At 60.8% G+C, this 23,562-nt stretch carries 22 protein-coding genes; 7 read left to right on the top strand and 15 right to left on the bottom strand.

The genetic code is table 11. The annotated features are described in order from the left end of the window. Window positions 1-37: 37 nt before the first annotated feature. The 6 genes from ycaC to ACM6HV_RS19960 form a co-directional block, all read right to left on the bottom strand. Window positions 38-661, bottom strand: coding sequence for an isochorismate family cysteine hydrolase YcaC (gene ycaC / locus ACM6HV_RS19985; protein ID WP_041066222.1), 624 nt, complete (start codon window positions 659-661; stop codon window positions 38-40). A 68-nt stretch (window positions 662-729) separates the two neighbouring features. Then, window positions 730-2,568, bottom strand: coding sequence for an amidohydrolase (locus ACM6HV_RS19980; RefSeq protein ID WP_047293332.1), 1,839 nt, complete (start codon window positions 2,566-2,568; stop codon window positions 730-732). Window positions 2,569-2,613: 45 nt separating this feature from the next. Beyond that, window positions 2,614-3,240: an antibiotic biosynthesis monooxygenase gene (locus ACM6HV_RS19975; protein WP_145595157.1), complete on the bottom strand. Its 627-nt coding sequence runs from the start codon at window positions 3,238-3,240 to the stop codon at window positions 2,614-2,616. Then, a complete protein-coding gene (locus ACM6HV_RS19970; RefSeq protein WP_414905102.1) occupies window positions 3,233-3,649 on the bottom strand; it encodes a DoxX family protein in 417 nt (138 codons plus the stop codon). The genes ACM6HV_RS19975 and ACM6HV_RS19970 overlap by 8 nt, the downstream gene beginning before the upstream one ends. A gap of 186 nt (window positions 3,650-3,835) precedes the next feature. Beyond that, the gene (locus ACM6HV_RS19965; RefSeq protein ID WP_414905101.1) at window positions 3,836-4,324 is read right to left on the bottom strand and encodes a hypothetical protein; all 489 of its coding nucleotides are present in this window, start codon (window positions 4,322-4,324) and stop codon (window positions 3,836-3,838) included. 133 nt (window positions 4,325-4,457) lie between these two features. Further along, window positions 4,458-5,381 carry a LysR substrate-binding domain-containing protein gene (locus ACM6HV_RS19960; RefSeq protein ID WP_414905100.1) on the bottom strand — a complete coding sequence of 308 codons (924 nt, stop codon included), beginning with the start codon at window positions 5,379-5,381 and terminating at the stop codon, window positions 4,458-4,460. Window positions 5,382-5,563: 182 nt separating this feature from the next. Here ACM6HV_RS19960 and ACM6HV_RS19955 point away from each other — a divergent pair, with 182 nt between their 5' ends. Further along, window positions 5,564-5,995: a helix-turn-helix domain-containing protein gene (locus ACM6HV_RS19955; protein WP_041066207.1), complete on the top strand. Its 432-nt coding sequence runs from the start codon at window positions 5,564-5,566 to the stop codon at window positions 5,993-5,995. A 134-nt stretch (window positions 5,996-6,129) separates the two neighbouring features. Continuing rightward, window positions 6,130-8,946, top strand: a complete 2,817-nt coding sequence (locus ACM6HV_RS19950; protein ID WP_414905099.1) for an ATP-binding protein — start codon at window positions 6,130-6,132, stop codon at window positions 8,944-8,946. On the opposite strand, the gene ACM6HV_RS19945 is transcribed toward ACM6HV_RS19950, so the two are convergent. After that, on the bottom strand, window positions 8,902-10,359 hold the full coding sequence (locus tag ACM6HV_RS19945; protein WP_414905098.1) for an ATP-binding protein: 1,458 nt from the start codon (window positions 10,357-10,359) through the stop codon (window positions 8,902-8,904). The two genes, ACM6HV_RS19950 and ACM6HV_RS19945, sit on opposite strands and share 45 nt — an antisense overlap. A gap of 160 nt (window positions 10,360-10,519) precedes the next feature. Further along, the gene (locus ACM6HV_RS19940) at window positions 10,520-11,470 is read right to left on the bottom strand and encodes a GlxA family transcriptional regulator (protein WP_041066198.1); all 951 of its coding nucleotides are present in this window, start codon (window positions 11,468-11,470) and stop codon (window positions 10,520-10,522) included. A 209-nt stretch (window positions 11,471-11,679) separates the two neighbouring features. On the opposite strand from ACM6HV_RS19940, the gene ACM6HV_RS19935 reads away from it, so the two are divergent. Further along, window positions 11,680-12,402 (top strand): pirin family protein, encoded by a 723-nt coding sequence (locus ACM6HV_RS19935; RefSeq protein ID WP_145595145.1) that lies wholly within the window; start codon window positions 11,680-11,682, stop codon window positions 12,400-12,402. Window positions 12,403-12,452: 50 nt separating this feature from the next. Here the strand turns inward: ACM6HV_RS19935 and ACM6HV_RS19930 are convergent, their stop codons facing one another. After that, window positions 12,453-12,941 carry a hypothetical protein gene (locus ACM6HV_RS19930; RefSeq protein ID WP_414905097.1) on the bottom strand — a complete coding sequence of 163 codons (489 nt, stop codon included), beginning with the start codon at window positions 12,939-12,941 and terminating at the stop codon, window positions 12,453-12,455. A gap of 179 nt (window positions 12,942-13,120) precedes the next feature. Further along, complete coding sequence (locus tag ACM6HV_RS19925; RefSeq protein ID WP_414905096.1) at window positions 13,121-13,996, bottom strand: LysR family transcriptional regulator; 876 nt, start codon at window positions 13,994-13,996, stop codon at window positions 13,121-13,123. A gap of 110 nt (window positions 13,997-14,106) precedes the next feature. Between ACM6HV_RS19925 and ACM6HV_RS19920 the strand changes: the two genes are divergently transcribed. The 3 genes from ACM6HV_RS19920 (at window position 14,107) to ACM6HV_RS19910 (ending at window position 17,411) form a co-directional block, all read left to right on the top strand. Further along, a complete protein-coding gene (locus tag ACM6HV_RS19920; RefSeq protein WP_414905095.1) occupies window positions 14,107-15,297 on the top strand; it encodes a YbfB/YjiJ family MFS transporter in 1,191 nt (396 codons plus the stop codon). Between the two features lie 61 nt (window positions 15,298-15,358). Then, window positions 15,359-16,357 (top strand): NAD(P)H-quinone oxidoreductase, encoded by a 999-nt coding sequence (locus ACM6HV_RS19915; protein WP_414905094.1) that lies wholly within the window; start codon window positions 15,359-15,361, stop codon window positions 16,355-16,357. A gap of 109 nt (window positions 16,358-16,466) precedes the next feature. Continuing rightward, window positions 16,467-17,411, top strand: coding sequence for an alpha/beta hydrolase (locus tag ACM6HV_RS19910; protein ID WP_414905093.1), 945 nt, complete (start codon window positions 16,467-16,469; stop codon window positions 17,409-17,411). Here ACM6HV_RS19910 and ACM6HV_RS19905 read toward each other — a convergent pair. Then, complete coding sequence (locus tag ACM6HV_RS19905) at window positions 17,408-19,219, bottom strand: ABC transporter ATP-binding protein (protein ID WP_414905092.1); 1,812 nt, start codon at window positions 19,217-19,219, stop codon at window positions 17,408-17,410. The two genes, ACM6HV_RS19910 and ACM6HV_RS19905, sit on opposite strands and share 4 nt — an antisense overlap. Before the next feature lie 203 nt (window positions 19,220-19,422). Here ACM6HV_RS19905 and ACM6HV_RS19900 point away from each other — a divergent pair, with 203 nt between their 5' ends. After that, complete coding sequence (locus ACM6HV_RS19900; RefSeq protein ID WP_414905091.1) at window positions 19,423-19,836, top strand: VOC family protein; 414 nt, start codon at window positions 19,423-19,425, stop codon at window positions 19,834-19,836. Between the two features lie 57 nt (window positions 19,837-19,893). Here ACM6HV_RS19900 and ACM6HV_RS19895 read toward each other — a convergent pair whose 3' ends face one another. The 4 genes from ACM6HV_RS19895 to ACM6HV_RS19880 all read right to left on the bottom strand — a co-directional run bounded on the left by ACM6HV_RS19895 (window position 19,894) and on the right by ACM6HV_RS19880 (window position 23,396). After that, the gene (locus tag ACM6HV_RS19895) at window positions 19,894-20,223 is read right to left on the bottom strand and encodes a hypothetical protein (protein ID WP_041066178.1); all 330 of its coding nucleotides are present in this window, start codon (window positions 20,221-20,223) and stop codon (window positions 19,894-19,896) included. 106 nt (window positions 20,224-20,329) lie between these two features. Further along, window positions 20,330-21,358 (bottom strand): RNA 3'-terminal phosphate cyclase, encoded by a 1,029-nt coding sequence (gene rtcA, locus ACM6HV_RS19890; protein ID WP_145595132.1) that lies wholly within the window; start codon window positions 21,356-21,358, stop codon window positions 20,330-20,332. An 8-nt stretch (window positions 21,359-21,366) separates the two neighbouring features. Continuing rightward, window positions 21,367-22,155 (bottom strand): nucleotidyltransferase domain-containing protein, encoded by a 789-nt coding sequence (locus tag ACM6HV_RS19885; protein WP_414905090.1) that lies wholly within the window; start codon window positions 22,153-22,155, stop codon window positions 21,367-21,369. Window positions 22,156-22,169: 14 nt separating this feature from the next. Beyond that, a complete protein-coding gene (locus ACM6HV_RS19880; protein WP_095136698.1) occupies window positions 22,170-23,396 on the bottom strand; it encodes an RtcB family protein in 1,227 nt (408 codons plus the stop codon). Window positions 23,397-23,562: the final 166 nt, after the last annotated feature.

Raw genomic sequence — 23,562 nt, 5'->3', positions numbered from 1 at the left:
TGTAGGAGCTGCCGCAGGCTGCGATCTTTTGATCTTCTTACTTGGCAGTGAACTTGGTGTAGCTGTTGATCAGGTTGCGGTAGTTCGGCAGGCGTTCGGACAGCAGGTGCGCCAGGCCTTCCATGTCGTTGCGCCAGTCGCCTTGCAGCTCGCAGGCCACGGCAAACCAGTTCAGCAGATGTGCACCGGCCGCCGACATGCGCGCCCACGCCGCTTGTTGCACGGTGGTGTTGAAGGTGCCGGAAGAATCGGTCACCACGAACACTTCAAAACCTTCGGCGATGGCCGACAGGGTCGGGAACGCCACGCAGACGTCAGTCACCACACCGGCGATGATCAGTTGCTTGCGGCCGGTGGCTTTGATTGCCTTGACGAAGTCCTCGTTGTCCCAGGCATTGATCTGGCCAGGACGTTGAATGAACGGTGCATCCGGGAACTGCTCGCGCAGCTCAGGCACGATCGGGCCGTTCGGGCCGGCGTCGAAACTGGTGGTGAGGATGGTCGGCAGCTTGAAGAACTTGGCGATGTCGCCCAGTGCCAGCACGTTGTTTTTGAATTCGTTTGGCGAGAAATCCTGTACCAGCGAGATCAGACCGGTCTGGTGGTCGACCAGCAGCACGACCGCATCATCTTTGTTCAGACGCTTGTAGGGAACGCTCATGGGAAACTCCTCGGTGGATGGTTGTTGCATGAGGCGCCGACCGGGTGGCCGGCGCTTTTTTGTAGTAATCAGAACGCGAAGCAGGAACAGCCAAACGCGCCCCAGAAACCGGCGAAGTCACTGACCGGTGCGTTCGACAGTCGGGCTTTTTCATGGCTGTGCGCGTGCACCGCGCAGGCACCGACACACTGATGCACTTGCGCCTGCAAAGGCGAATTCGGGCGCCAGTGGCCCGGCACCTTGACCACCGGCGACCAGTCCGGCAGCACGGGGATCGAGCGTGGGCCGAGGTCTTCGAAATCGCCGGCGGCGTAAACGATCTTGCCGCCGACCACGGTCAGCACCGACTCGATCCACTTGATCGCTTCTTCTTCGACGTGGAAGAAGTCCGCGCTCAGCGCCGCCAGATCCGCCAGTTGCCCGACCTTGATCTGGCCCTTCTTGCCCTGCTCGGACGAGAACCAGGCGCTGCCGTGGGTGAACAATTCCAGCGCAGTGGTGCGCGGCAAACCTTCTTCGTACAAGGCCAGACCGCCAACGGTGCGGCCGCTGACCATCCAGTACAGCGACGTCCACGGGTTGTAGCTGGAAACCCGCGTGGCATCGGTGCCGGCGCCCACCGGCACGCCTTCGGCGAGCATGCGTTTGATCGGTGGCGTGGCTTCGGCGGCTTTCGCGCCGTAACGGTCTACGAAGTATTCGCCCTGGAACGCCATGCGATCCTGAATCGCGATGCCGCCGCCCAGTGCCCTCACCCGCTCAATGTTCTGCGGGGTGATGGTTTCGGCGTGGTCGAAGAACCACGGCAGGCCGTTGAACGGAATATCGCGATTGACCTTCTCGAACACGTCGAGCATGCGGCTGATCGATTCGTTGTAGGTGGCGTGCAAGCGGAATGGCCAGCGCTGCTCGACCAAGTGGCGCACCACCGGCTCCAGTTCCTGTTCCATGCTCTGCGGCAGGTCCGGACGCGGTTCGAGGAAGTCTTCGAAGTCCGCCGCTGAGAACACCAGCATTTCGCCAGCGCCGTTGTGGCGCAGGAAGTCATCGCCCTGATGCAACTTCACGCTGCCGGTCCAGTTCTGGAAATCGGTCAGCTCTTCTTTCGGTTTCTGGGTGAACAGGTTGTAGGCGATGCGCACGGTCAACTGGTCGTCTTTGGCCAGTTGCTCGATCACCTGATAGTCGTCGGGATAGTTCTGGAAACCACCACCGGCATCGATCGCGCTGGTCAGGCCGAGGCGATTGAGTTCGCGCATGAACTGCCGGGTCGAGTTGACCTGATAGTCCAGCGGCAGCTTCGGCCCCTTGGCCAGCGTCGAGTACAGAATCATCGCGTTCGGCCGCGCCACCAGCATCCCGGTCGGATTGCCATTGGCATCGCGCACGATCTCGCCGCCCGGCGGGTTCGGCGTGTCGCGGGTGTAACCGGCAACCCGCAGTGCGGCACGGTTGAGCAGCGCGCGGTCGTACAGGTGCAGGACGAACACTGGGGTATCCGGTGCGGCCTGGTTGAGTTCTTCGAGGGTCGGCATGCGTTTTTCGGCGAACTGGAATTCGTTCCAGCCACCGACCACGCGCACCCATTGCGGGGTCGGCGTGCGGTCGGCCTGTTCCTTGAGCATGCGCAGTGCATCGGCCAGCGACGGCACGCCTTCCCAGCGCAGTTCGAGGTTGTAGTTGAGGCCGCCACGGATCAGGTGCAGGTGCGAGTCGTTGAGGCCGGGGATCACGCAGCGCCCGTGCAGGTCGATCACTTGCGTGGCCGAACCACGCAGGGCCATGGCCTGGGTGTCGTTACCGACGACGACAAAGCGTCCGTCCTTGATCGCCACAGCACTGGCGAGGGGTTTTTCGCGGTCTACCGTATGAAATTGGCCATTGAACAGAATCAGATCGGCGTTCATCGCAGTTCCTTCGAGATAAGTGAAACGAAGTCCGTATCCGCCCCTTCAGCGCGGCGGATGGGCGTTGGATTCCAGGTGTTCATGGGGCTGACTGGCCGCCAGCCACGGTGCGAACAAGCGAGTGGCGGCCGGCATGCAGACGTACACCACCGACAGCACGATGGTCAGGGTGATCAGGAACGTGGCGACCACATAGTTGGACAGGAATGCATTGAGCTGCAGCAGCGGTCCCCAGATCAGCGGCACCAGCAAGGTGTGCGGCAGGATCACGAACAGCGTCACGACGGCCTGCTTCCAGCGTGGAGGTGGCGTGGCAGCGTCGACCAGTGGCGTGAACCAGAATTCGTTGGCCGCATTGACCTCGGTCTGGTCGCCGTCGGCGAGCATCGGCGCGGCTTCTTCGATCAGCGCCTGACGCTGTGGGGAGTCGAGCCAGCGCTGCATCGCCTCGGTCGAGCAATAACGCAACACGCAGGTGAACAGCGCGAGGCCACCCTGTTTGCTGCGCATTACGTCCACACCCAAGTGCCCTTCTTCACGCCCCGCCACGCTGACGATATTGCGTAGCCAGGCTTCGTAGGGCTGTTCGAAGCCGGCCTTGACCCGGTGCTTGACGATCAGCGTCACGGTTTCTTCGGTTCCCGGTTTTCTCAGGGACGGGGTATCAGGCATAGCGAAGCACTCCGGGCAAACGAGCATTGAGCGCCAGCCGTCCGGGCCCGGCGATCAGCACAGTGGTGAAGAGGATCAACAGCAACCAGCCGAACTGCCCTTCGGCCACACTCCATTGCGGATGCACGAGCAGCAGCGCTACCAGCAGCACAAAAAGAATAGGCAAGCAGGCCAATCGCGCCAGCACCCCGGCGACGATCAGCAGCGGACAGAGGACTTCGGCGACGATCGCCAGGATCAACGTGAGGTGAGCACCGAGATGGAACGGGTCTTCGATGAGTTGCAGTTGCGCGGTGAAGTCCAGCAGCTTGGGCAAGCCGTGGACGAACAGTAGAAACAACCCGCCGGTCACCCGCAGAAACAGCAGGCCGAGGTTTTGCGCCCGGTCATTGCGTTGTACAGCGTTCATGGGCCCACCCTTGATCAATCATTGCCGGTAATGGTGCAACGATTGATCCAGGGGAAATTGGATGGGTGTGCTCTCTTTGCCCGCCCGGTATTGCACCGGTCGGTCTACATCTCGGCGGCAGTAACAGAAAACGGCCCGCAGGCCGTTTTGCTGATGGACGCTTATTGCACGGATCTACTTACGGGATCAGCGCCCGAACACGAAGTCGTCCAACAACACGCTGTTATCATATTTATGTTTATTTTGACGAAACTCCACCCGAGTAATGCGGGTTGCTTTGGACTCATAGATGCCGACACCCTTACTTTGGAGCTCATGCTTATCTACGAGGTCATCCTCATCATAAACATAGACCGTCACAGGGAAATCCTGCGCATGTCTGAACCGCATGGAAGTCGCTGGAGTCTTGAGCTTAAGGCGGAAACGCTGTGTTTGATCGGGCCCCACCTGCCCCAACAACTGTTTTCCCTGGAAGCCGGGATTGTAGGGCCCACCGACCCAGATACCGCCACTCGGGGCCCCCGTCACGAAGCTGATCTCCATGACTGGCGTAGTAATGGTCCCGGTTCCAATAACCCCGGGAATGAACGAGTCGGGTAATTCGTCAAAATTCTCTGTGAAACTTTCGGTCGCAGTTTTCAGGTTCACCGTGTTGGTGCTGACTGGCATTTCCATAACAGATTCCTTTCGAGTTGAGCCGGTCCGAATGAGCCGGACGGCGAACTCAATGGAAACTGAAGTCTCCCGGAACAGGTACTGACAGATCTGACAGTCACGACGAACGGTACCGAAGCGACCACCGACAGTATCAGGTCACAGGAATATCCAGCGGCACCGACATGAACTGACTGATCCGCGACCGCAGCCAGCGCTCCGCCGGGTCGTTGTCATGCACTCCGCTCCACGCCATCGACAGTTGCGCCGCATCAATCGGAAATGGTGGATCCTCGGCCCGCAACGCACAACCTTCGACCAGCGCACACGCGGCATAATCCGGCACGGTGGCAATCATTTCAGTGCCGGCGAGCAAGGCGCGCAAACCGCTGAACTGCGGCACGCCGAGCACCACTCGGCGGCGCCGGCCGACCTTGGCCAGGTCCACGTCAATGTTGCCGCTCAGATCCCCCGAGAACGACACCATTGCGTGCGGGCGCTCGCAGTATTCGTCGAGGGTCAGCGGGCCCGGGCGATCATCACCACGCAGGACCTTGCAGGGAATGTCGCGCAGTTTCTTGCGCTTGGCGTTGGCCGGCAGATCAGTGGTGTAGCTGACCCCGACCGAGATTTCCCCGGAAGCCAGCAACGCCGGCATCAGCAGATAGTTGGCGCGGCGTACGACCACGACGATACCCGGTGCTTCTTGCTGAAGGTTGCGCAGCAGCGGTGGAAACAGACCGAACTCGGCGTCGTCCGACAGGCCGATGCGGAACACGTCGCAACTGCTGGCCGGGTCGAACTCTTTGGCCCGGCTGACCGCGCCGGAGATCACATCCATCGCCGGTTGCAGCTCCTGCAGAATCGCCAGCGCACGCGCCGTCGGCTCCATGCTGCGGCCGTTGCGCAATAGCAGCGGATCATCGAACAGGTCACGCAAACGCCCCAGCGCGGCACTGACTGCTGGCTGGCCCATGAACAGTTTTTCGGCGACACGGGTCAGGTTCTTTTCGAACATCAGCGCTTCGAAAATCACCAGCAGGTTCATGTCGACACGACGCAGATCGTTACGGTTCATGGGCTGCAATTCCTTCTAAGACCGTTCGCAAGTGCTGAGCACTTTACCCGATCAACGGTGGTTTGCATCCGTGTCAGGCCTGCGAATTAACAACGATTAACTCGTCAGCCGGCATGTCCCTTCTTAACAATGAAGGCCTCTGCGCAGCGTTGTTTTTCACCTCCACGACACGGACACCGGCCATGGCTCATCTACAGCAATCCGTCGCCCTCGCCCCTGCCAGCGAAACGCCCCGGCCGCTTATCGGCGGCCTCAGCCCGCAACGGGAGCGGCAGGTCAAACAACTGATCCTCGAACGCCTCGGAGAAAGCCTGGAAGTGGCCGAGCTGGCACGCGCCTGCTCATTGTCGCGCAGCCATTTCTCCCGGGCGTTCAAGGCCAGCACCGGCCTCGCGCCGCAGGACTGGATTCGCGAACAGCGCATTGCCCGCGCCAAGCTGCTGATCCGCCACACCGACCTGAGCCTGACGCAGATCAGCCTGGATTGCGGATTCTGTGATCAGGCACATTTCTGTCACATGTTCACCCGCAGCGAAGGGATCAATCCGTTTGCCTGGCGCTGTCAGGTCATGCGTGAAGACAAAGACACCCGGACACGGCATCTGAGCTTTTGAGCGTTGCGCAGGAGCCCGGCGTTGCACTGATGGCCAAACCTGAGGAATATGCTGCGATACCTTGTAGCCGACGATCTGCGTCTTCACGCAGCGTCCATCTGCCAGGATCGCCGCATCACCGCAGGAGTGCGCTGTTGAGTCTTTCCCCGAATCAGGCCATCGGCTTCGGCCCCTATCGGATTTACACCGAGCAACGATTGGTCATGGAAGGTGACCAGCCGTTGCGGCTGGGACGGCGCGCCATGGATATTCTGCTGATGCTGCTGGCGCATGCCGGGGAAGTGGTGAGCAAGCAGCAACTGCTCGCCGGCGTATGGGCGGACACCGTCGTCGAGGACATCAATCTGCGGGTGCACATGGCCGCCCTGCGCAAGGCACTGGGCGACGGTCAGGCCGGTCAGCGCTATATCGTGACCGTGGCCCAGCGCGGCTACAGTTTCGTAGCCCCACTGACGGTGCACGCCAACGGACAACGGCTACTGGAGGCGGCGCCCGGGCGTCACAACCTGCCGCTGCGCCGTACCCGGATGATCGGGCGCCAGTCATTGGTGGACAGCTTGATGCAGCAACTGCCGCGACAGCGCTGCATCACCCTCATCGGCCCCGGCGGCATCGGCAAGACCACCGTCGCCCTGCGCGTCGCCGAGCAGTTGCTCGGACGCTATCGCGATGGCATCCGCCTGCTGGATCTGGCGCCGCTCAACGACCCGGCGCTGATCGCCTCACAACTGGCGACCCTGCTCGATCTGGCAGTACACGACGGCGCGCCGCTGGCGAGTGTGATCAACGATTTGCGCGAGCGGCAGATGCTGCTGGTGATCGATAACTGCGAGCACCTCATCGATGCCGTGGCGCTGCTCGTCGAGAGCCTTCTGCGCGGCGCGCCGCAGGTCCATATTCTGGCCACCAGCCGCGAAAGTCTGCGCGCTGAGGGCGAGTTCGTGCAGCGTCTGGAATCCCTCGATTGCCCGCCTGCGACGAGCCGTCTCGATCGCGAGCAGGCGATGACTTTCGCCGCCCTGCAACTGTTCGTCGAACGAGCGATGGGCGCCCATGAACGCTTTGAACTGAGCGACGCCGAGTTACCCCTGGCGATGGAAATCTGCCGGCGTCTGGACGGTATTCCATTGGCTCTGGAACTGGCGGCAGCGCAGGTCGAAACCCTGGGCCTGAGCGGCCTGCTGGAGCAATGGCAGGATCACTTGCACCCACTGGCGGCGGGCAACCACCAGCGCCATGCGCGGCATCAAACGCTGCACGCCACGCTGGACTGGAGTTTCAATCTGCTCACCCCTTGCGAGCAGACTTGCCTGCGCCGCCTCGGGGTGTTTCGCGGCAGCTTCAGCCTGGCCTCGGCCGCGGCGGTAATCGTCGGTCAACACATCGATCCCACGCAGGTGCTCGCATCGGTCACGCAACTGGTGGGTAAATCGCTGCTGAACGTGGAAGTCGGTGATGAAGAAGTGTTTTATCGCCTGCTCGACACCACCCGCCATTACGCCCTGGAAAAACTCGAACTCAGCGGCGAACGCGAAATCCTGCGCGAACGCCACGCCGAACGCTATCTGACGCTGATGGAGCAAGCGCAGACCGAGTGGGAACACACTCCGACCACACAATGGATCGAGCGCTATGCCCGAGGTCTGGAAGACCTGCGCGCTGCACTCGACTGGAGTTTGCACGGCAACGGCTCGCGCCCTCTCGGCATCCGTTTGACCGCGACGTCGGCCGCGTTGTGGCAGGAGCTGTCATTGCTCAAGGAATATGGCGCGCATGTCCGTCAGGCGTTGACCCTGCTCGAAAGCGCGGCACAACCCTGTCCGCGCCTGCAAACAGCCTTGCAACTGGCACTCGGCAGCGCTTGTTATCACACCTGCGGCGGTTCGCCGGAAACCATTGAAGCGTTCACTCGGGCTCACGCGCTGGCGCAGCAGCACCACGACGTCGCCGCGCAATTACGCGCCATTTCCGGCCACTTGGCGGTCAATCTCAGCTGCGGGCATTACCAGGCGGCATTGCAGCAAAGCGAACAGTTCGACCGCCTCGGTGGCCACGACGACCCGCTGCTGTCATTGAGCATCCACCGCTTGCGCGTCCTGGCGCTGCACTTTGCCGGCGACCAGCCGCAGGCGCGGATCAATGCCGAGCAAGTGATTCAGCGTATGGCCCACAGTGGTTGTCGCAACCGCTTCACCCACGGCTTTGGCGTGCAGTACGACCAGAGCGTGGCTTCGTTGACCATTCTCGCCCGGGTGTTGTGGCTGCAGGGGTTTCCCGAACAGGCGTGGCGCACTGCTCGGCAGGCGTTGGATATCGCCGTGCAGATCAACCACGGTACGTCGATCTGCTACACCCTGGCATTGGCCAGCTGCCTGATTGCGCATTACAACGGCGACGCCAGGACTGCGCGCGAATTGTTGCAACTGTTGCTGGAGCAGGCGCAAAAGCACTCGGTGCTGCTGTTCTATCGCTGGGGACGGCACTATGCGCAGGTGATCGATGAACGCCTGGCCCCACCCGACGCGCCGGCGGATAACGGGCTGATCAAGGAGCTGATGGTCACACTCGATGCCCGCCATATCGATGAAGCGCTGCTGGAGCGGGCGCACAGTGGCGCGGCAGGCTGGAGCACGGCGGAGGTACTGCGGGCCGAGGCTGAGCGGTTATTGGCGGATGAGGCGGATTGTCCGCTGGGACGCCTTGGCGAGCAGGCAGAACACCTCCTGCAAAACGCCCTCGTCATCGCCCGTGCCCAAGGCGCGCTGGCCTGGGAACTGCGCAGCGCCACAACATTGGCCCAACTGTGGCAGCGCCAATCACGCCACCGCGAAGCACTGGCGCTGCTGACCCCGATCCATCAACGCTTCACCGAAGGCTATGCCACGCCGGACCTGCGCAAAGTGCGCTTACTGCTCGACGCGTTGCATGAACAGTTGCACACCCGCAGCTGATCGATTTGGCCTGCGGTACAGCGCACGATGGTACGCGATAGCACTCGGTTCAACGCAGGCTTCGGCCTGTTCACGGACGTAACAGCGAAGAAGATTGAGCATTCGGTAACGCACCGCATCTGCACCCCGCTCCACCGTCAGCCATGACTTGGCAGCCAGGCGTTCAATCACCGATCGCAGATGCCCACCGTCGATGACCCGCAGCGCAGCCTCTTCGGTGAAGGCCATCTTGAATACCGACAGGCGCTGCAAGACCCGACGTTCGCAGGGCCGCAGATCCTGATAGCTCCAGTCCAACGCTGCGCTCATGGATTGATGCCGTGGCTTCGCGGTGCGGCGGCCATGCCTGAGCAGGTGCAGGGCGTTGTCCAGTTGCGCTTGCAGCCCTACCAACGCCAGCGCATCGATCTGCGCGGCCGCCAGTTCAATGGCCAATGGCAAACCGTCGAGACGACGACAGAGACTGCACACGGTTTGCAGATCCTGCTCGCGCAGGCTGAAATCGTGCTGCCGGGCACGCGCGCGACTGACCAGCAATTGCACCGCCGAATAGCCCATGAGCTCATCGATACTGGCCGGTGTCGAGGCCTTGGGAAAGGTCAATGGCGCAATCGGTTGCAGGGTTTCCAGATTGGCCTGCAACGGTTCGCGACTGGTGACCAGCAGCGCCAGCCGCGGCGCCGCCAGTTGCAGTCGCTCCACCAATGCCCGGCATGAGTCACGACACCGCTCGCTGTTATCCAGCAGCAGCAAGGCATGACGCGACGCTAACGCATCGAACGAAAGGTCGAGGGTGCGCAACAGGTGTTCAAGCAGTGACGGCGCATCACCGAGCATGGACAGGTCGATGTACCAGACGCCGTCGCGGTAATGCTGCAACAGCAATTCGGCCACCCGCAGCGCCACCGTGGATTTGCCGATGCCGGCCGGGCCTGTCAGTGTCATCAAGCGGCATAGGGGCATTTGCCGGACCAGACGGCCCACCAGCGAATCGCGGCCGATGACCGGAGTCAGGCGAGCGGGCAGATTCTGTTGCGGCGTCTGCAAGGTGTCGAACACGACCTGCGCGACGCTGTCGCCGTGCACCGGCGCGATAAAGCTGTAACCACATTGCGGCACGTTGACGATGTAGCGCTGGCCCTTCTCGCCATCGCCCAGCGCCCGGCGCAACGCGGCGATGTGCACCCGCAGGTTGATCTCTTCGACCACACTGTCCGGCCACACGCGGGCGATCAACTGTTCCTTGCGGACGACGCGACCGGCGTGTTCGACCAGCACCTGCAAAATATCGAGGGCGCGGCCGCCCATGCGCAATGGTCGATCCCCGTCGAGGATCAGCCGTTGGCGCAGATGAAAGGCATATGGCCCGAAATACAACACCGATGCAGCGGATAAATCTTTGTGGCTGTTCATGCCGTTTTCCAGCGCCAGCGCGCGCGGGCAGCATGCCCTCGGCGCTCAGCGCTTCTCCCTTCCAAGCGTTACCGTTTATCTTGGCAGGCACAGGTGACGGTACAACCTCCATACAGGGCGCAACACGGACATCCGGATGCACCGGACGGACACAACCGCTCTAGCTGAACTGTTCGCGGTATTGCGCCGGGGTCAGGCCGAGCTTTTCCGCAAACAGAAAACGCATATGGCGCACACTGCCGAAGCCACTTTTGTAGGCCACGGTCTTCAACGGCAGCTCAGTGGTTTCCAGCAGATTACGCGCGCAATCGATCCGGGCGTTTTGCAAAAACTCCATCGGCGTCATGTTCACATCCCGCGCAAACAGCCGCGCAAAATGCCGGGTACTCATGTTCGCCAGCCCCGCCATGCGCTCGACGGTAAAGGCTTCGTCGAGATGCTCCAACACATGATTCTGCACCCGGGTGATCGCGGTTTCCTGTGGCGCCACTGCAGCCATCAACGGACTGAACTGCGCTTGCCCGCCCTGACGTTTCATCACCACCAGCAGCACCTTGGCCACGTCCTGAGCGAGCTTTTTCCCGTGATCCCGGGCGACTACGGCCAGTGCCAGATCGATGCCGGCGGTCACGCCTCCCGAAGTAATCAGATTGCGATCTTCGGTGTAAATCTGGTCGGTTTCCACCTGCGCCTTGGGGAACGCCTTGATCAGACGTTCAGTGTAGTTCCAGTGAGTGGTCACGCGATAACCGTCGAGCAGACCGGCATGCCCGAGCACAAACGCCCCGGTGCAGATCGAACCGTAGCAACCGGACTGCCCCACCGATCGTTGCAACCAGGCAAGCAACGCCGGATGTTTTTCGTTATAGGCACCCGGTCCACCCGGCACCAGCAGCAAGTCGAAGGCCTGGGCCGGGTCGTCAATATGGCGGTCAGTCTGCACCCGCACACCATTGGACGCCCGCAGCATCCCGTGCTCGGTGCCCAAGGTGATCAGTTGGTAATGATCTTCGGGTTTCAAGTAGCGATTGGCGACCGAAAACACCTCCATGGGGCCGGCCATGTCGAGCAGGAGAAAGTCGGGGAACAGCACCATTGCCACGGTTTTCATGGGTGAACATCACTGAAATCAAGGGAAGGAACAGACCCGCATTATGGCCAAGTGCGTGACATCCAGCGAAAAGAATGCGTGATCGACTCCGCAAAACTGTCAACCTGAGCGGGACAGTATTTCAATTTCGATCTACTTATTGCCTCATTCGATTAACAGTAACCTTCTCCTCACTCGGACGAATCAACGTCCTGCAAGGAGAATTCATCATGCTGACCCTTCGCAAAGCTTCCGACCGCGGCCTCGCCAATCATGGCTGGTTGAAGTCCTTCCACACCTTTTCCTTCGCCAGCTACCGCGACCCACGCGAACAGGGTTTTTCCGACCTGCTGGTGATCAACGATGACCGCGTGGCGGCCGGCAAGGGTTTCGGCCAGCACCCGCACCGCGACATGGAGATCTTTTCCTACGTGCTTGAAGGTGCGCTGGAGCATAAGGACACCTTGGGCACCGGCTCGGTGATCCGCCCCGGTGACGTGCAACTGATGAGCGCCGGCAGTGGCGTGGCCCACAGCGAATTCAACCATTCGGCCACCCGGCCGGTGCACTTTCTGCAGATCTGGATCGTGCCGGAAGTGGCCGGTGCCAAGCCGCGCTATCAGCAGGAACACTTCAGCACGCAGAAAAAACGCGGTCGCCTGCAACTGATCATCTCGCCGGACGGCAGCGATGGTTCGCTGACAGTGCGCCAGGATGCGCGGGTTTACGCCGGGTTGTTCGATGGCAAGGAAAGCGCGACGCTGGAACTGCCCGCCAACCGTTACGCCTACGTGCATGTGGCGCGTGGCAGCGTTGAACTCAACGGCCAGTCGCTGCAGGAAGGTGACGGCGTGCGGGTTCGTGAGGAACAGGCGTTGACCCTGAGCAATGGCGTGGATGCCGAAGTACTGGTGTTTGACTTGCGTCCGCAAGAGCTGCCACAAATGCCATGACGCAGGAGTTTCCAATGGCAACAAAACGGCCTTCGATTGAAGGCCGTTTTTTATTTTGGCAACACCGATGATGGCTGCTCGGCAGGCTTGGCTGCACCGACATCCTTACCCGCCTGAACCGCCGCCAACGTTGTTTGTACCGCTACATACAGGTTGGCCTGGCTGGCGAAATAACCACCCACGACAATGCTGACCACGCCAAACAAATGTACAGCCGTTGCCATCCAGACATTGGCATTCACGGTGCCGGCCTTTTTGAGTGCCTCTCTGGATTCGATGGCAATGCCTTGAATCATTGAGTCGTAACGTTTATCCCGCTCGAACTGGATGCGCTCAATCGCCTTGTCTCGCTCTGCCTGAGAGCAAAGGAACTCTCGAATATCTGCGTGCACTCGCTCTACCCGAGCATCCATTCTTGCCTCGATGGTCTCGATCCTCGCGTTGAATTCTTCACGGCTGATTGCGTTCATTGCTTGTGTGTTACGACCTCTGCTCAATGTGTCAGTGCTTTGATATTGCTCGAATTCCCTGGCTTTCAATCCGATCCCTTCCCTGGGTTACCGATACCTGTTCTGGCGCATCACTCACACCGATTTCCTGGCGCTGCAAGTTGCATCAACAGTAGGGCTGGCGCTCCAAGCCCACAAGCCGGCTGATTCCGCTTTGGATGTAGGGCGTTTCGTCAGTCGATGTGGCTTGTCCAAAGCGCTTTGAACCGTCACTCATTCTCCAGTGCAAACGCCTCGACAATTTGCTCAATCACCGCCCTGACACGTGCGGTGTGACGTAAGTCCGCGTGGGTCACCAGCCAGACCTCATACGGTTGCGGGCGATTGCGTTCCGGCCAAAGCCTGATCAGGCCATCGCGCTCGCCCATGTACACCGGAATTTCTCCTACGCCCAGGCCAGCCGCTATCGAGCGGCGTACCAACAGACTTGAACTCAGGCTGGCGACAATCCGCCCGCGCTGCAGCGGTTCGCAAACCAGCGTCATGTCCTTGTGCGTCTGCAAATACGGTTGGTAGACCACCAGGTCATGGCCTTCGAACGCCGTCCCCTGCGGCGGGATGCCATGGGCGTCGATATACGTCTGTGATGCGAACAATCCCACGGGCCACCGCGCAATCCGCCGCGCAATCAGATCGGGATTGTCAGGCCGGGTATTGCGCACGGCGATGTCGGCCTCGCGCTTGGCCAGGCTAAGGATCTGCGTGGAAGCATCCAGTTGCACGCGCACGTCCGGGTGCTGCGCGTGCAGGCGGCTAATGGCCGGGATCAGGAAGTCGATGGCCAGTGAATCAGTGGTGCTGACGCGTACGGTGCCGGTCAGACGATCATCCAGGCCCTGAATCTGCCGCTCAAGCTCCAGCGCCGACTGCTCCATTTTTTCCACGCTTTTGAGCGCGGCTTCGCCGACTGCGGTCAGTGCGTAGCCGTCGGACGTGCGCAGGAACAAGGTCGCGCTCAGGGACTTTTCCAGCGCTGTGAGCCGTCGCCCGACGGTCGCCTGATCCACCCCCAGAACCCGCGCTGCGCCGCGTAATGTCGACTCCCTGCATACCGCGAGAAATACCCGCGCATCATCCCAGTTCATGTTGTCCCACCCGATGCGAATTTGCATCACTATAAAGCCAAATCGCTGCATTACCGCAGCAAAGATAGCCGATATCCTGAGCGCCATGGAACTTCCTCAGGATGGCTGTCATGCGTACATCAACCTCAGCGTTACCGATTGTCTCGGGACTCTGCGCCAGCCTGGTCGGCATTGGTCTGGCGCGTTTTGCCTACACACCGCTCATTCCCTCGCTGATTCAGGCGCAGTGGTTTTCTGCCAACGACGTGGTCTACCTTGGCGCTGCCAATCTGGTCGGCTATCTGATCGGCGCCCTGCTCGGCCGGCCGCTCGCGCGGCAACTGGGCAATAAAAACGCCCTGCGACTGATGATGCTGCTGGTCACCGCGGCGTTTTTTGCCTGTGCATTTCCGTTGTCGGTGAGCTGGTTCTTTGGCTGGCGGTTGCTGTCGGGGATTACCGGCGGTGCAATTATGGTGCTGGTGGCGGCGACTGTACTGCCCCATGTGCCGGCATCCCGCAAAGGACTGGCCAGCGGCGCGATTTTTCTCGGCATCGGCCTGGGGATTGCCGCCTCGGGCACCATCGTCCCACCCTTATTGAATATGGGCCTGCACGCCACCTGGTTGGGTCTGGGCGGATTGTCGCTGTTGCTGACCGCAATAAGCTGGTTTGGCTGGCCTGCTGATCTCCCGCACCCGACCGCCACTCACGCAGGCGCGACGGTTGAGCCAACCCCCTCCGCCGTCTATTTGCTGTTCGGCCAATACGCATTCATGGCCGCAGGACTGGTGCCGGCCATGGTGTTTCTGGTGGATTACGTCGCTCGTGGGCTCGGTGCCGGGGCGCAAATTGGCGCACTGGTTTGGGTGATGTATGGCCTGGGCGCAATTGTCGGCCCGGTAAGTTATGGCTTTCTCGCGGATCGACTTGGCGCGCGGATGGGGATTCGGCTGGTATTGCTGGTACAGGCGATTACGCTGGGACTGCTGGCGGTTTCCCAGTCCTTCATGGCGTTGGCCGTGCTGGCAGTGATCATCGGTTCATTCCCGCCCGGGATCGTGCCTCTGGCCTTGGCTCGCGTGCATGAACTGGTGCCTGATCACCATCGCCAGCAAATCGCCTGGAGCCGCGCCACCGTTTCGTTTGCCACGTTTCAGGCGCTGGCCGGATTTGCCTATTCGGCACTGTTCAATGCCACAGGCGGTCATCACGCAATGCTCTTCTTGATCGCCGCAGGAGCGATTGCCGTGGCGATCTTGTTGGAGCATGCCCTGAAATGGCTGCCCTCATCGACTGAACCGCGCGTCTGTGAAAATTGAAGGGAATCATTGCCTGCGGGCTGTGCTCCCATCTTCAGAACCTCAAGCAACAGGAATCGACATGACTTTACCCAGCGAAATGACCCGTATCGAAATCACTCAACCTGGTGGCCCCGAAGTCTTGCAAGCCAAACGAGTGCCCCTGCCCGTCGCCGCAGCCGGCGAAGTACTGATTCGCGTGCATGCCGCCGGGATCAACCGCCCCGACGCCCTGCAACGGGCAGGCAAGTACCCGATGAAGCCGGGCATGAATCCGATCCCCGGTCTGGAAGTGGCCGGCGAAGTGGTGGCGCTGGGTGCGGGGGTCAGTCAGTTTGCCGTGGGGGACAAGGTTTGCGCGCTGACCAACGGCGGCGGTTACGCTGAATACTGCACGGTGCCGGCCGGGCAAACCTTGCCGATCCCCGAAGGCCTGGACTGGGTGCAGGCCGCCGCGATCCCGGAAACGTTCTTTACCGTGTGGGCCAACCTGTTCGGTCTCGGCAACGCTCAACGTGGTCAGCGCGTGCTGATCCACGGTGGCACCAGCGGCATCGGCACCACCGCGCTGATGCTGTGCCGTGAATTCGGCATCGAAGCCTTTGCCACAGCCGGCAGTGCCGATAAATGCGCGGCAATCAGCAAACTGGGTGGGCAGCCGATCAATTATCGCGAACAGGAATTCGCCACGGTCATCGCCGAAAAAACTGCAGGCCAAGGGGTGAACGCGATTCTCGACATCATGGGCGCCTCGTACCTCAACGCAAATGTCAGCGCGCTGGCGATGGATGGCCGGCTGGTGATGCTGGGCTTTCTTGGTGGTGGCAAGGCCAACGACATCGACCTGCTGGCGATCATGGCCAAGCGTGCGGTGATCACTGGCTCATTGCTGCGAGCGCGCACCGCAGAGGAAAAGGCCGAAATTGCCGAGCAACTGCGCGAACACGTGTGGCCGGCGCTGACCGCCGGACGCTGCTTGCCGATCATCGACAAGGTTTATTCGCTGAACGATGCGGCCCAGGCGCATGCGCGCATGGAAGGTGGCGACCACATCGGCAAAATCGTTCTGCGGGTGAATTGAGCCGCAGCATTTTGTAATCGTTAAGGGCGCACGGTGGTCGAAAAAGTCACGCGCAGACCGAGCCTTCTGGTAAAAAGCCTTCTTTGTCTGCGCCGTGGTGAACCGTTTAATGTTCCTGTCCTTCATGACCCGTTTGCGTCGTCACCGTCTGGCGTTCGCCTGCATGGCTGCGCTGATCATTGGCGTGCCGACGAGTTGTGCGGTGCTCGAACACACCGAGCGCAAACTGCTGTTTCGTATCGAACCGGGCACGGCCGGCTGGTATCACGGCTTGCCAGGCAGCGTGCAGGAACTCGACCTGCAGCCCAAGAGCTTCAGGGCCGGGGAGAATATTCATGCCTGGTGGTGGCCCGCAGAACGACCGAACGCTCCGGCGATTCTCTATCTGCATGGCGTGCGCTGGAACCTCACCGGACAGCTGTTCCGCATCGAGCAATTGCGCGCGGCCGGCTACTCGGTACTGGCCATCGACTACCGTGGTTTCGGCCAGAGTAAGGGTGATCTGCCTTCAGAAAGCAGCGTGTACGAAGATGCTCGTGTGGCGTGGGAACGTTTCAAACTGCTGCAGCCCGACCCGAGCAAACGCCTGATCTACGGCCACTCCCTGGGCGGTGCGGTGGCGATTGATCTGGCCGCCGAACTCGGCCAGGACGCGGCTCGGGGCCATACCCCGCTGCCGGTCAAAGGCCTGGTGATCGAGTCGACTTTCACCTCTCTCGCCGATGTGGCGGCGGCGGTGGCCAACACTTCGCTGCCGGTACGTTGGCTGCTGTCGCAGAAATTCGACTCCATCGACAAGATCGCCGAAATTCACATGCCGCTGCTGGTGGTGCACGGCATGGCCGACGCGTTCGTGCCGCCGCGCTTCAGCGAGCAGCTGTTCAACGCCGCCCAACAACCGAAACGATTGCTTCTGGTGCCGGGTGCCACCCACAACAACAGCATGGCGCTGGGCGGGCAGAATTATCGCAAGGCGATCGATGCGCTGATGCAGTCCAAACCCACGCCGCGCGTGGCCGGCCCAGCATTGGTGCGCAGCGCGCAGGACTCCTAGCGATAGCCGCGAGCCTGCAGATCAAACAGTTTGGCGTAGCGTCCATTGGCGGCAATCAGGCTGTCGTGACCGCCCTGCTCCAATATCCGTCCGGCCTCCAGCACAATGATCTGATCGGCGTTGCGCACACTGGAAAAACGATGGGAAATCAGCAAGGTCATGCGACCTTCGGTGTGCTGGCTGAAATGCTCGAACACTGCCGCTTCCGCTGCCGGATCCAGCGCCGAGGTCGGTTCGTCGAGAATCAGGATGTCGGCATCGCGGCGCATGTACGCCCGGGACAAGGCAATCTTCTGCCACTGCCCGCCCGACAACTCCTGACCGCCAGCAAACCAGCGGCCCAACTGTGTGGCGTAGCCGCGGTCGAGCCCTTCAATAAACGGTGCGGCCATGCCTTCGGTAGCCGCAGCCTTCCAGCGAGATTCTTCATTGAACGCCAGGGTATCGCCAACGCCAATGTTTTCACCCACGGTGAACTGATAGCGGATGTAGTCCTGGAAAATCACGCCGATGCGCCGGCGCAAAGTGGTCTCTTCCCAATCCAGCAAGTCACTGCCATCAAGCAGGATGCGCCCTTGATCCGGCCGATACAGGCGGGTCAGCAGTTTGATCAGGGTGGTCTTGCCTGAACCGTTCTCCCCCACCAGCGCTACGCTCCTGCCCGGCACCAGGTGCAGGTCGATGCCTTCCAGTGCCGCGCGATTGGCACCCGGATAACGAAAACCGACGTTTTCAAAGCGCAGGCCATCGCCCGGGTGCGCGCCGACGGTGAGATGACCGGAATCGGCCAGCACCGGTTCAGCCAGGTATTCGTAAAGGTTCGACAGGTACAAACCGTCTTCGTACAAGCCGCTGATTGCGCTCAGGCTGCTACTGACCGCGCCTTGCCCCTGCTTGAACAACACCAGGTACATGGTCATTTGGCCGAGACTGATATTGCCGTGCACGGCATCGATCACCACCCACGCATAGGCCAGGTAGAACGCCCCGGTGCCGAGCAAGCCGAGACCAAAACCCCAGCCATCGCGACGCAAGGTCAGGCGCCGATCCTCGGCATAGAGCTTGGCGAACGTGTCCCGATAACGCTGCAGCAGCAACGGCGCAAAGCCGAACAACTTGACCTCTTTGATATAGGCCTCGTGGGACAGCAAGGTTTCGATGTAATTTTGCTGCCGACTTTCCGGGGCCCGGCGGGTAAACAAGCGGAAAGCATCGCCTGAAAAATGTGCCTCGGCAAAGAACACCGGCAACGCGCCGATCACCAGCAACAACAGTGCCCACGGCGAAAAATGCACCAGCAGCGCACCAAAGCTGATCAGCATGATCAGGTTCTGGATCAGTCCCAGCGACTTCATCACCAACGCCAGTGGTCGAGTCGAGGCTTCGCGGCGTACGCGCACCAGCTTGTCGTAGAATTCGGAGTTCTCGAACTGCACCAGCGACAGGGTCTGGGCCTTTTCCAGAATCAGCGTGTTGACCTTCTGCCCCAACTGCACCCGCAGCAGCGACTGCTGGACCGACAATGCCCGTTGCGTGCCGGACAACAACGCCAACACCCCCGCCTCCAGCAGGACATAACGCAACACCGGCCACAGCGGGGCATCGCCCTGCTGCGCGTGCAACTGCATCGCCGTCACCACCGCATCGACAATACGCTGCCCCAGCCACGCGGCCAGCGCCGGCAGCACGCCGGCAATCAGGGTCGCCAGCACCAGCCCCAGAAACAACCCGCGTGATGTCGCCCAAACCAATAGCAAGGCGCGCCGGGCCTGATCGAACAGGGCGTTGAAGCGGGAAATCAAAGGCATGGCAGATCAAGCTCGACAGGTCGTACAGGGTGTCATGGTACTCCGCAGGGTTTATCCGTGCTGAAGCGCGGTGTTTTCAGAAGAAAAACATCTGGAAAAACTCCAGCCGTTGCGACGTCCAATGCTCTGCTATGTTTTTAACCGCCTGTCGCGGAACCTGGCGAAAATCGCCTCTCTCCGCGCCGACTGCCAGGAGCGCAACCATGCGAATCAATCCCTATCTGATCTTCAACGGCAACTGCCGCGAAGCCTTCACTTTTTACGAACAAGCCCTACAGGGCAAACTCGAAGCGATGATGACTTTCGGCGAAACACCCGCCGCCGAACATGTACCGAAAGAGCACCACAACCTGGTCATCCATACCTGCCTGAAAGTCGGCGACCAGATGATCATGGCCTCCGACACCACGCCCGACCGGCCAACCGGCGGCATGAGTGGTTGCTCGATCTCCCTCAACGTCGACAGCATCGCCGAAGCCGAGCGGGTGTTTGATGCGCTGGCCAAAGACGGTCGCGTCGACATGCCGCTGGAATCCACATTCTGGGCCGCCCGGTTCGGCATGCTGGTCGATCGGTTTGGCGTGTCGTGGATGGTCAATTGCGAGACTGACAAGTGACGCTGACGTTTCGTCAGGCATGAAAAAGCCCAACCGTTTCAGGTTGGGTTTTGGGGTTTATCGCTGGGCCAGCTCATGCCGCACGCATTGTTCGTAATAGGTTTGCTTGACTGCCGCCGGCTTGAGCTTCGAGGTGCTGTTGTAGGTCTGCTCGGTAATGCCCATCGCCGTCATGCGCATCCACGGTTGCTGGAACTTGCGCACCTGCAACTGCTTGCGCGCGCCATACAACGAGATCCCCGAGAGCTTCGACTGTTGCGCCCCGGCAGCGATGTCCGAGCCCCAGGTACAGGCAAAACGATGACTCTTGCTCAACTCTTTCGCTTCAATGGCCGAAGCGAAAGCAGCCAGGGAAAGCGTTGCAACGGTTATGACAATCGTCCGCATATAGCCAACCTAACCTTTTGAAAAAAGGCGATTTTGCCGGGGACGTCCAAGCCTGGGGGCCAGCAAATTGCCGCATCTGCGAGATTGATCCGGGCCTGCGACGTGATCAGCGACTGCTGCGGACCTCAACCCGCAGACGCTCGGCGCCCTCTTCCGAACATTTGATCGTGACCGGCAAGAAGCGCTCGATCACCGCGATATTGCTGTGCAGATGCTCGGTCATTCTTGGTGTGGTAAATGATCCGCCGCCCGCCAGCGCCATCGGCAGCAGCAACTGGTCGGCGAGGTGTTCCGCCACCGCTGCGTCACTGCGCAACCAGTCTGCCGCCTGATTGATTGCGCTATCAGCGACCTTCTCCGCCCGTAACGACACCTGGCCAAAGGCACTGAAGACTTCGGTGACCTGCTCGAACACATACTCCAGCAACAACACATTACCGGGGCCACGCGCCGGATCGAGCGTGATCGGATGCAACGTTTCCGCTGCCCAGCTCAAGCGTTTCGCCACCTGACTCAGCTCACGCTCGGCGACGCTCGGTGCGAGACCGGCCGTCAGCGCCATGGCTTGATGGGACAGCAGCGCCCCGCGCTCACACAGGTCCAGCGGCGCCAATTGCGAAGGCTGCACCCTGACGTCGATCTCACCACCACCGGCCGGAACAAAGCCGTGACGCAACAGGTCCAGCTCAATGCCGGCCCCCATGCGCCGCATCAACGGCAGCCAACTGCGGATAAGGAAATCAGCCGGCGGTGCCAATGGGTTATGCGTACCGCCGCTGATCCTTACGCGACTTGTGTCCGGCGCCTGCAACAGCGCAGGCAACAGTGTCTGCAACACCAACGTGCAACTACCGGCCGTTCCGATCGCAAACCGGTAATCCCCCGAACGAATCGCTCCCGGCTCGAAGCGCAGCTCCTGCGAGCCCAGTTCTGCTCCCGCGATCCGCGCGCCGCAGACTTCGGCAGCCGCCATCACTGCCGTCAAATGCTGACGCAACAATCCCGGTCGACTGCGGCGGGCACGAATCTGTTTAATGCGAAATGCCTGGCCCGTCACCATCGACAGGCTCAGCGCGCTGCGCAATACCTGACCACCGCCAATCGCGCCGTCCAGTTCAATCACTTGCTGTTCCATTTCAATCCTTACGCATACAACTCGACGGTGTCCCTGAGGTAGTTATCCAGTCGTCGCGAGTCTTCCTGAGTTCTGAGTAATGTGGGTGCATCGCGTTCGAGTTCGGCAGCGATGAACCTGTGCAGCGCCGGACGACGCGAACCGCAGGCGCGCTCGTCGGCATTGCGTTTAAGTGCCAGCAGTTCGTCGACTTCAGCCAGCAGTGCGCGGTCTTCGACCGTGGTCAGCAGGTCGGCGAAGGTCATCGGTGGACGCCCACGCCCCTGATCGATCCAGCGCACCGCCAGCAACGGCCGCAGCACGTAGAAGTACTTCTTGAACCGCACGCTGTCGCCTTGCAGGTACTGGCGAAAGTTGTTTTTCGCCATCGACAGATAGTGGTTGCGGGCTGCCGGCGGGCTGTAGAACGCCTCGGCCAGCTCCCGCAGTTGCGCAACCTGTGCGCTTTCGCTGCGGTACACCAATGGCGAGTCGAGCCACTCCAGCAGCGTCGGGTTGGACTTGCGCAACAACCCGAGGGTCTTGCGCAGTTCCCAGCCGCTGACGTCCAGCTCGTCGTCCAATGGCCGCTCGATCACAGCGCGCGGCGTGTCGACCTGAACGAACCACTGCGGTTTTTCCACGTACACGAACCGTACGTCGTAGTCGCTGTCGGTCGAGGCAAAGCCCCAGGCCCGACTGCCGGACTCACAGGCGTACAACACCGTGACATTGCGCTCGCGCTCTATACGCGCCAACTCTTCCAGTACCCGCGCACGCATCGTGGCGCACAGCGGGTGGCGTTCTGCAAATTCCATGACTGCTGATCCTTTTATCCTTTGACGCACACCACTTGCCGCAGGGTGTGCAGCACTTCCACCAACTCGCGCTGGGCGTGCATGACTTTGTCGATGTCCTTGTAGGCCATCGGAATTTCGTCGATCACCGCTTCATCCTTGCGGCACTCCACATGCGCCGTGGCGCGGATCTGGTCTTCGACGGTGAAAGTGTTCTTTGCCTTCGTTCGGCTCATGGTGCGGCCGGCGCCGTGGCTGCAGGAGCTGAACGACTCTTCGTTGCCCAGGCCGCGCACAATGAAGCTCTTGGCGCCCATCGAACCCGGAATGATCCCCAACTCACCCTTCTTCGCCGACACCGCGCCTTTGCGGGTGACCAGGATTTCTTCGCCGAAATGCCGCTCTTTCTGCACGTAGTTGTGGTGGCAGTTGACCGCTTCCAGCGCCACCTCGAACGGCTTGCGAATGATCTGGCGCGTGGCCTGAATCACCGCGCGCATCATCAATTCGCGGTTCTGTCTGGCGAAGTCCTGCGCCCAGCTCACCGCTTCCACGTAATCATCGAAGTGCTGGCTACCTTCTTCGAAATACGCCAGGTCACGATCCGGCAAGTTGGCAATGTGTTGCCGCATATCCGCCTGAGCCATCTGAATGAACAGGTTGCCAATGGCGTTGCCGACACCGCGAGAGCCACTGTGCAACATGAACCACACCCGGTTGGCTTCATCCAGGCAGACTTCAATGAAGTGGTTGCCGCTGCCGAGCGTGCCCAGATGCCCACGGTTGTTGGTGTTGGCCAGTTTCGGGTACTTGTCGGTGATCAGTTTGAAACGTGGCTGAAGCCCCGCCCAAGCCTGATCGGCTTGCTGCGGAATCTCATCCCACGCGCCCTTGTCGCGCCGCGAACGGGTCGAACTGCGGCCATGGGGCACCGCTTGCTCGATGGCGCTGCGCAGGCCTTGCAGATTGTCCGGCAGGTCGGCTGCGGTCAGCGACGTGCGTGCGGCGATCATGCCGCAACCGATGTCCACACCGACGGCCGCCGGGATGATCGCGCCCACCGTCGGAATCACGCTGCCAATAGTCGAGCCCTTGCCCAGATGCACATCCGGCATCACCGCCAGATGCTTGAAGATGAATGGCATCTTTGCCGTGTTCATCAGCTGCTCGCGGGCCTCGTTTTCCACCGGGACGCCTTCGGTCCAGAGTTTGATCGGCTTGCCGTTGGCGACTTCGAGCAGTTGGTAAGTGTGTGCTTTCATTTCTCTATTCTTTATTCGTTGGCCGATGATTCGGCGTTGTTCCGTCATGTGCAGCGACAAAAAAACAGACACTGTGGCTCTGCCAGTCGAGCCCCCGTTGCCGGGGCGGGATTCGAACCCGCGTTCCGATGGAGTACCTGTTGCATTCGCTGCCTTCTTTTTCAAT

Origin of the sequence: Pseudomonas sp. IT-P260 (assembly GCF_949768395.1) — a bacterium.
GTDB lineage: Bacteria > Pseudomonadota > Gammaproteobacteria > Pseudomonadales > Pseudomonadaceae > Aquipseudomonas > Aquipseudomonas parakoreensis.
The sequence above is the reverse complement of the archived record's forward strand: the minus strand, read 5'-3'. Positions and strand labels throughout refer to the sequence as shown.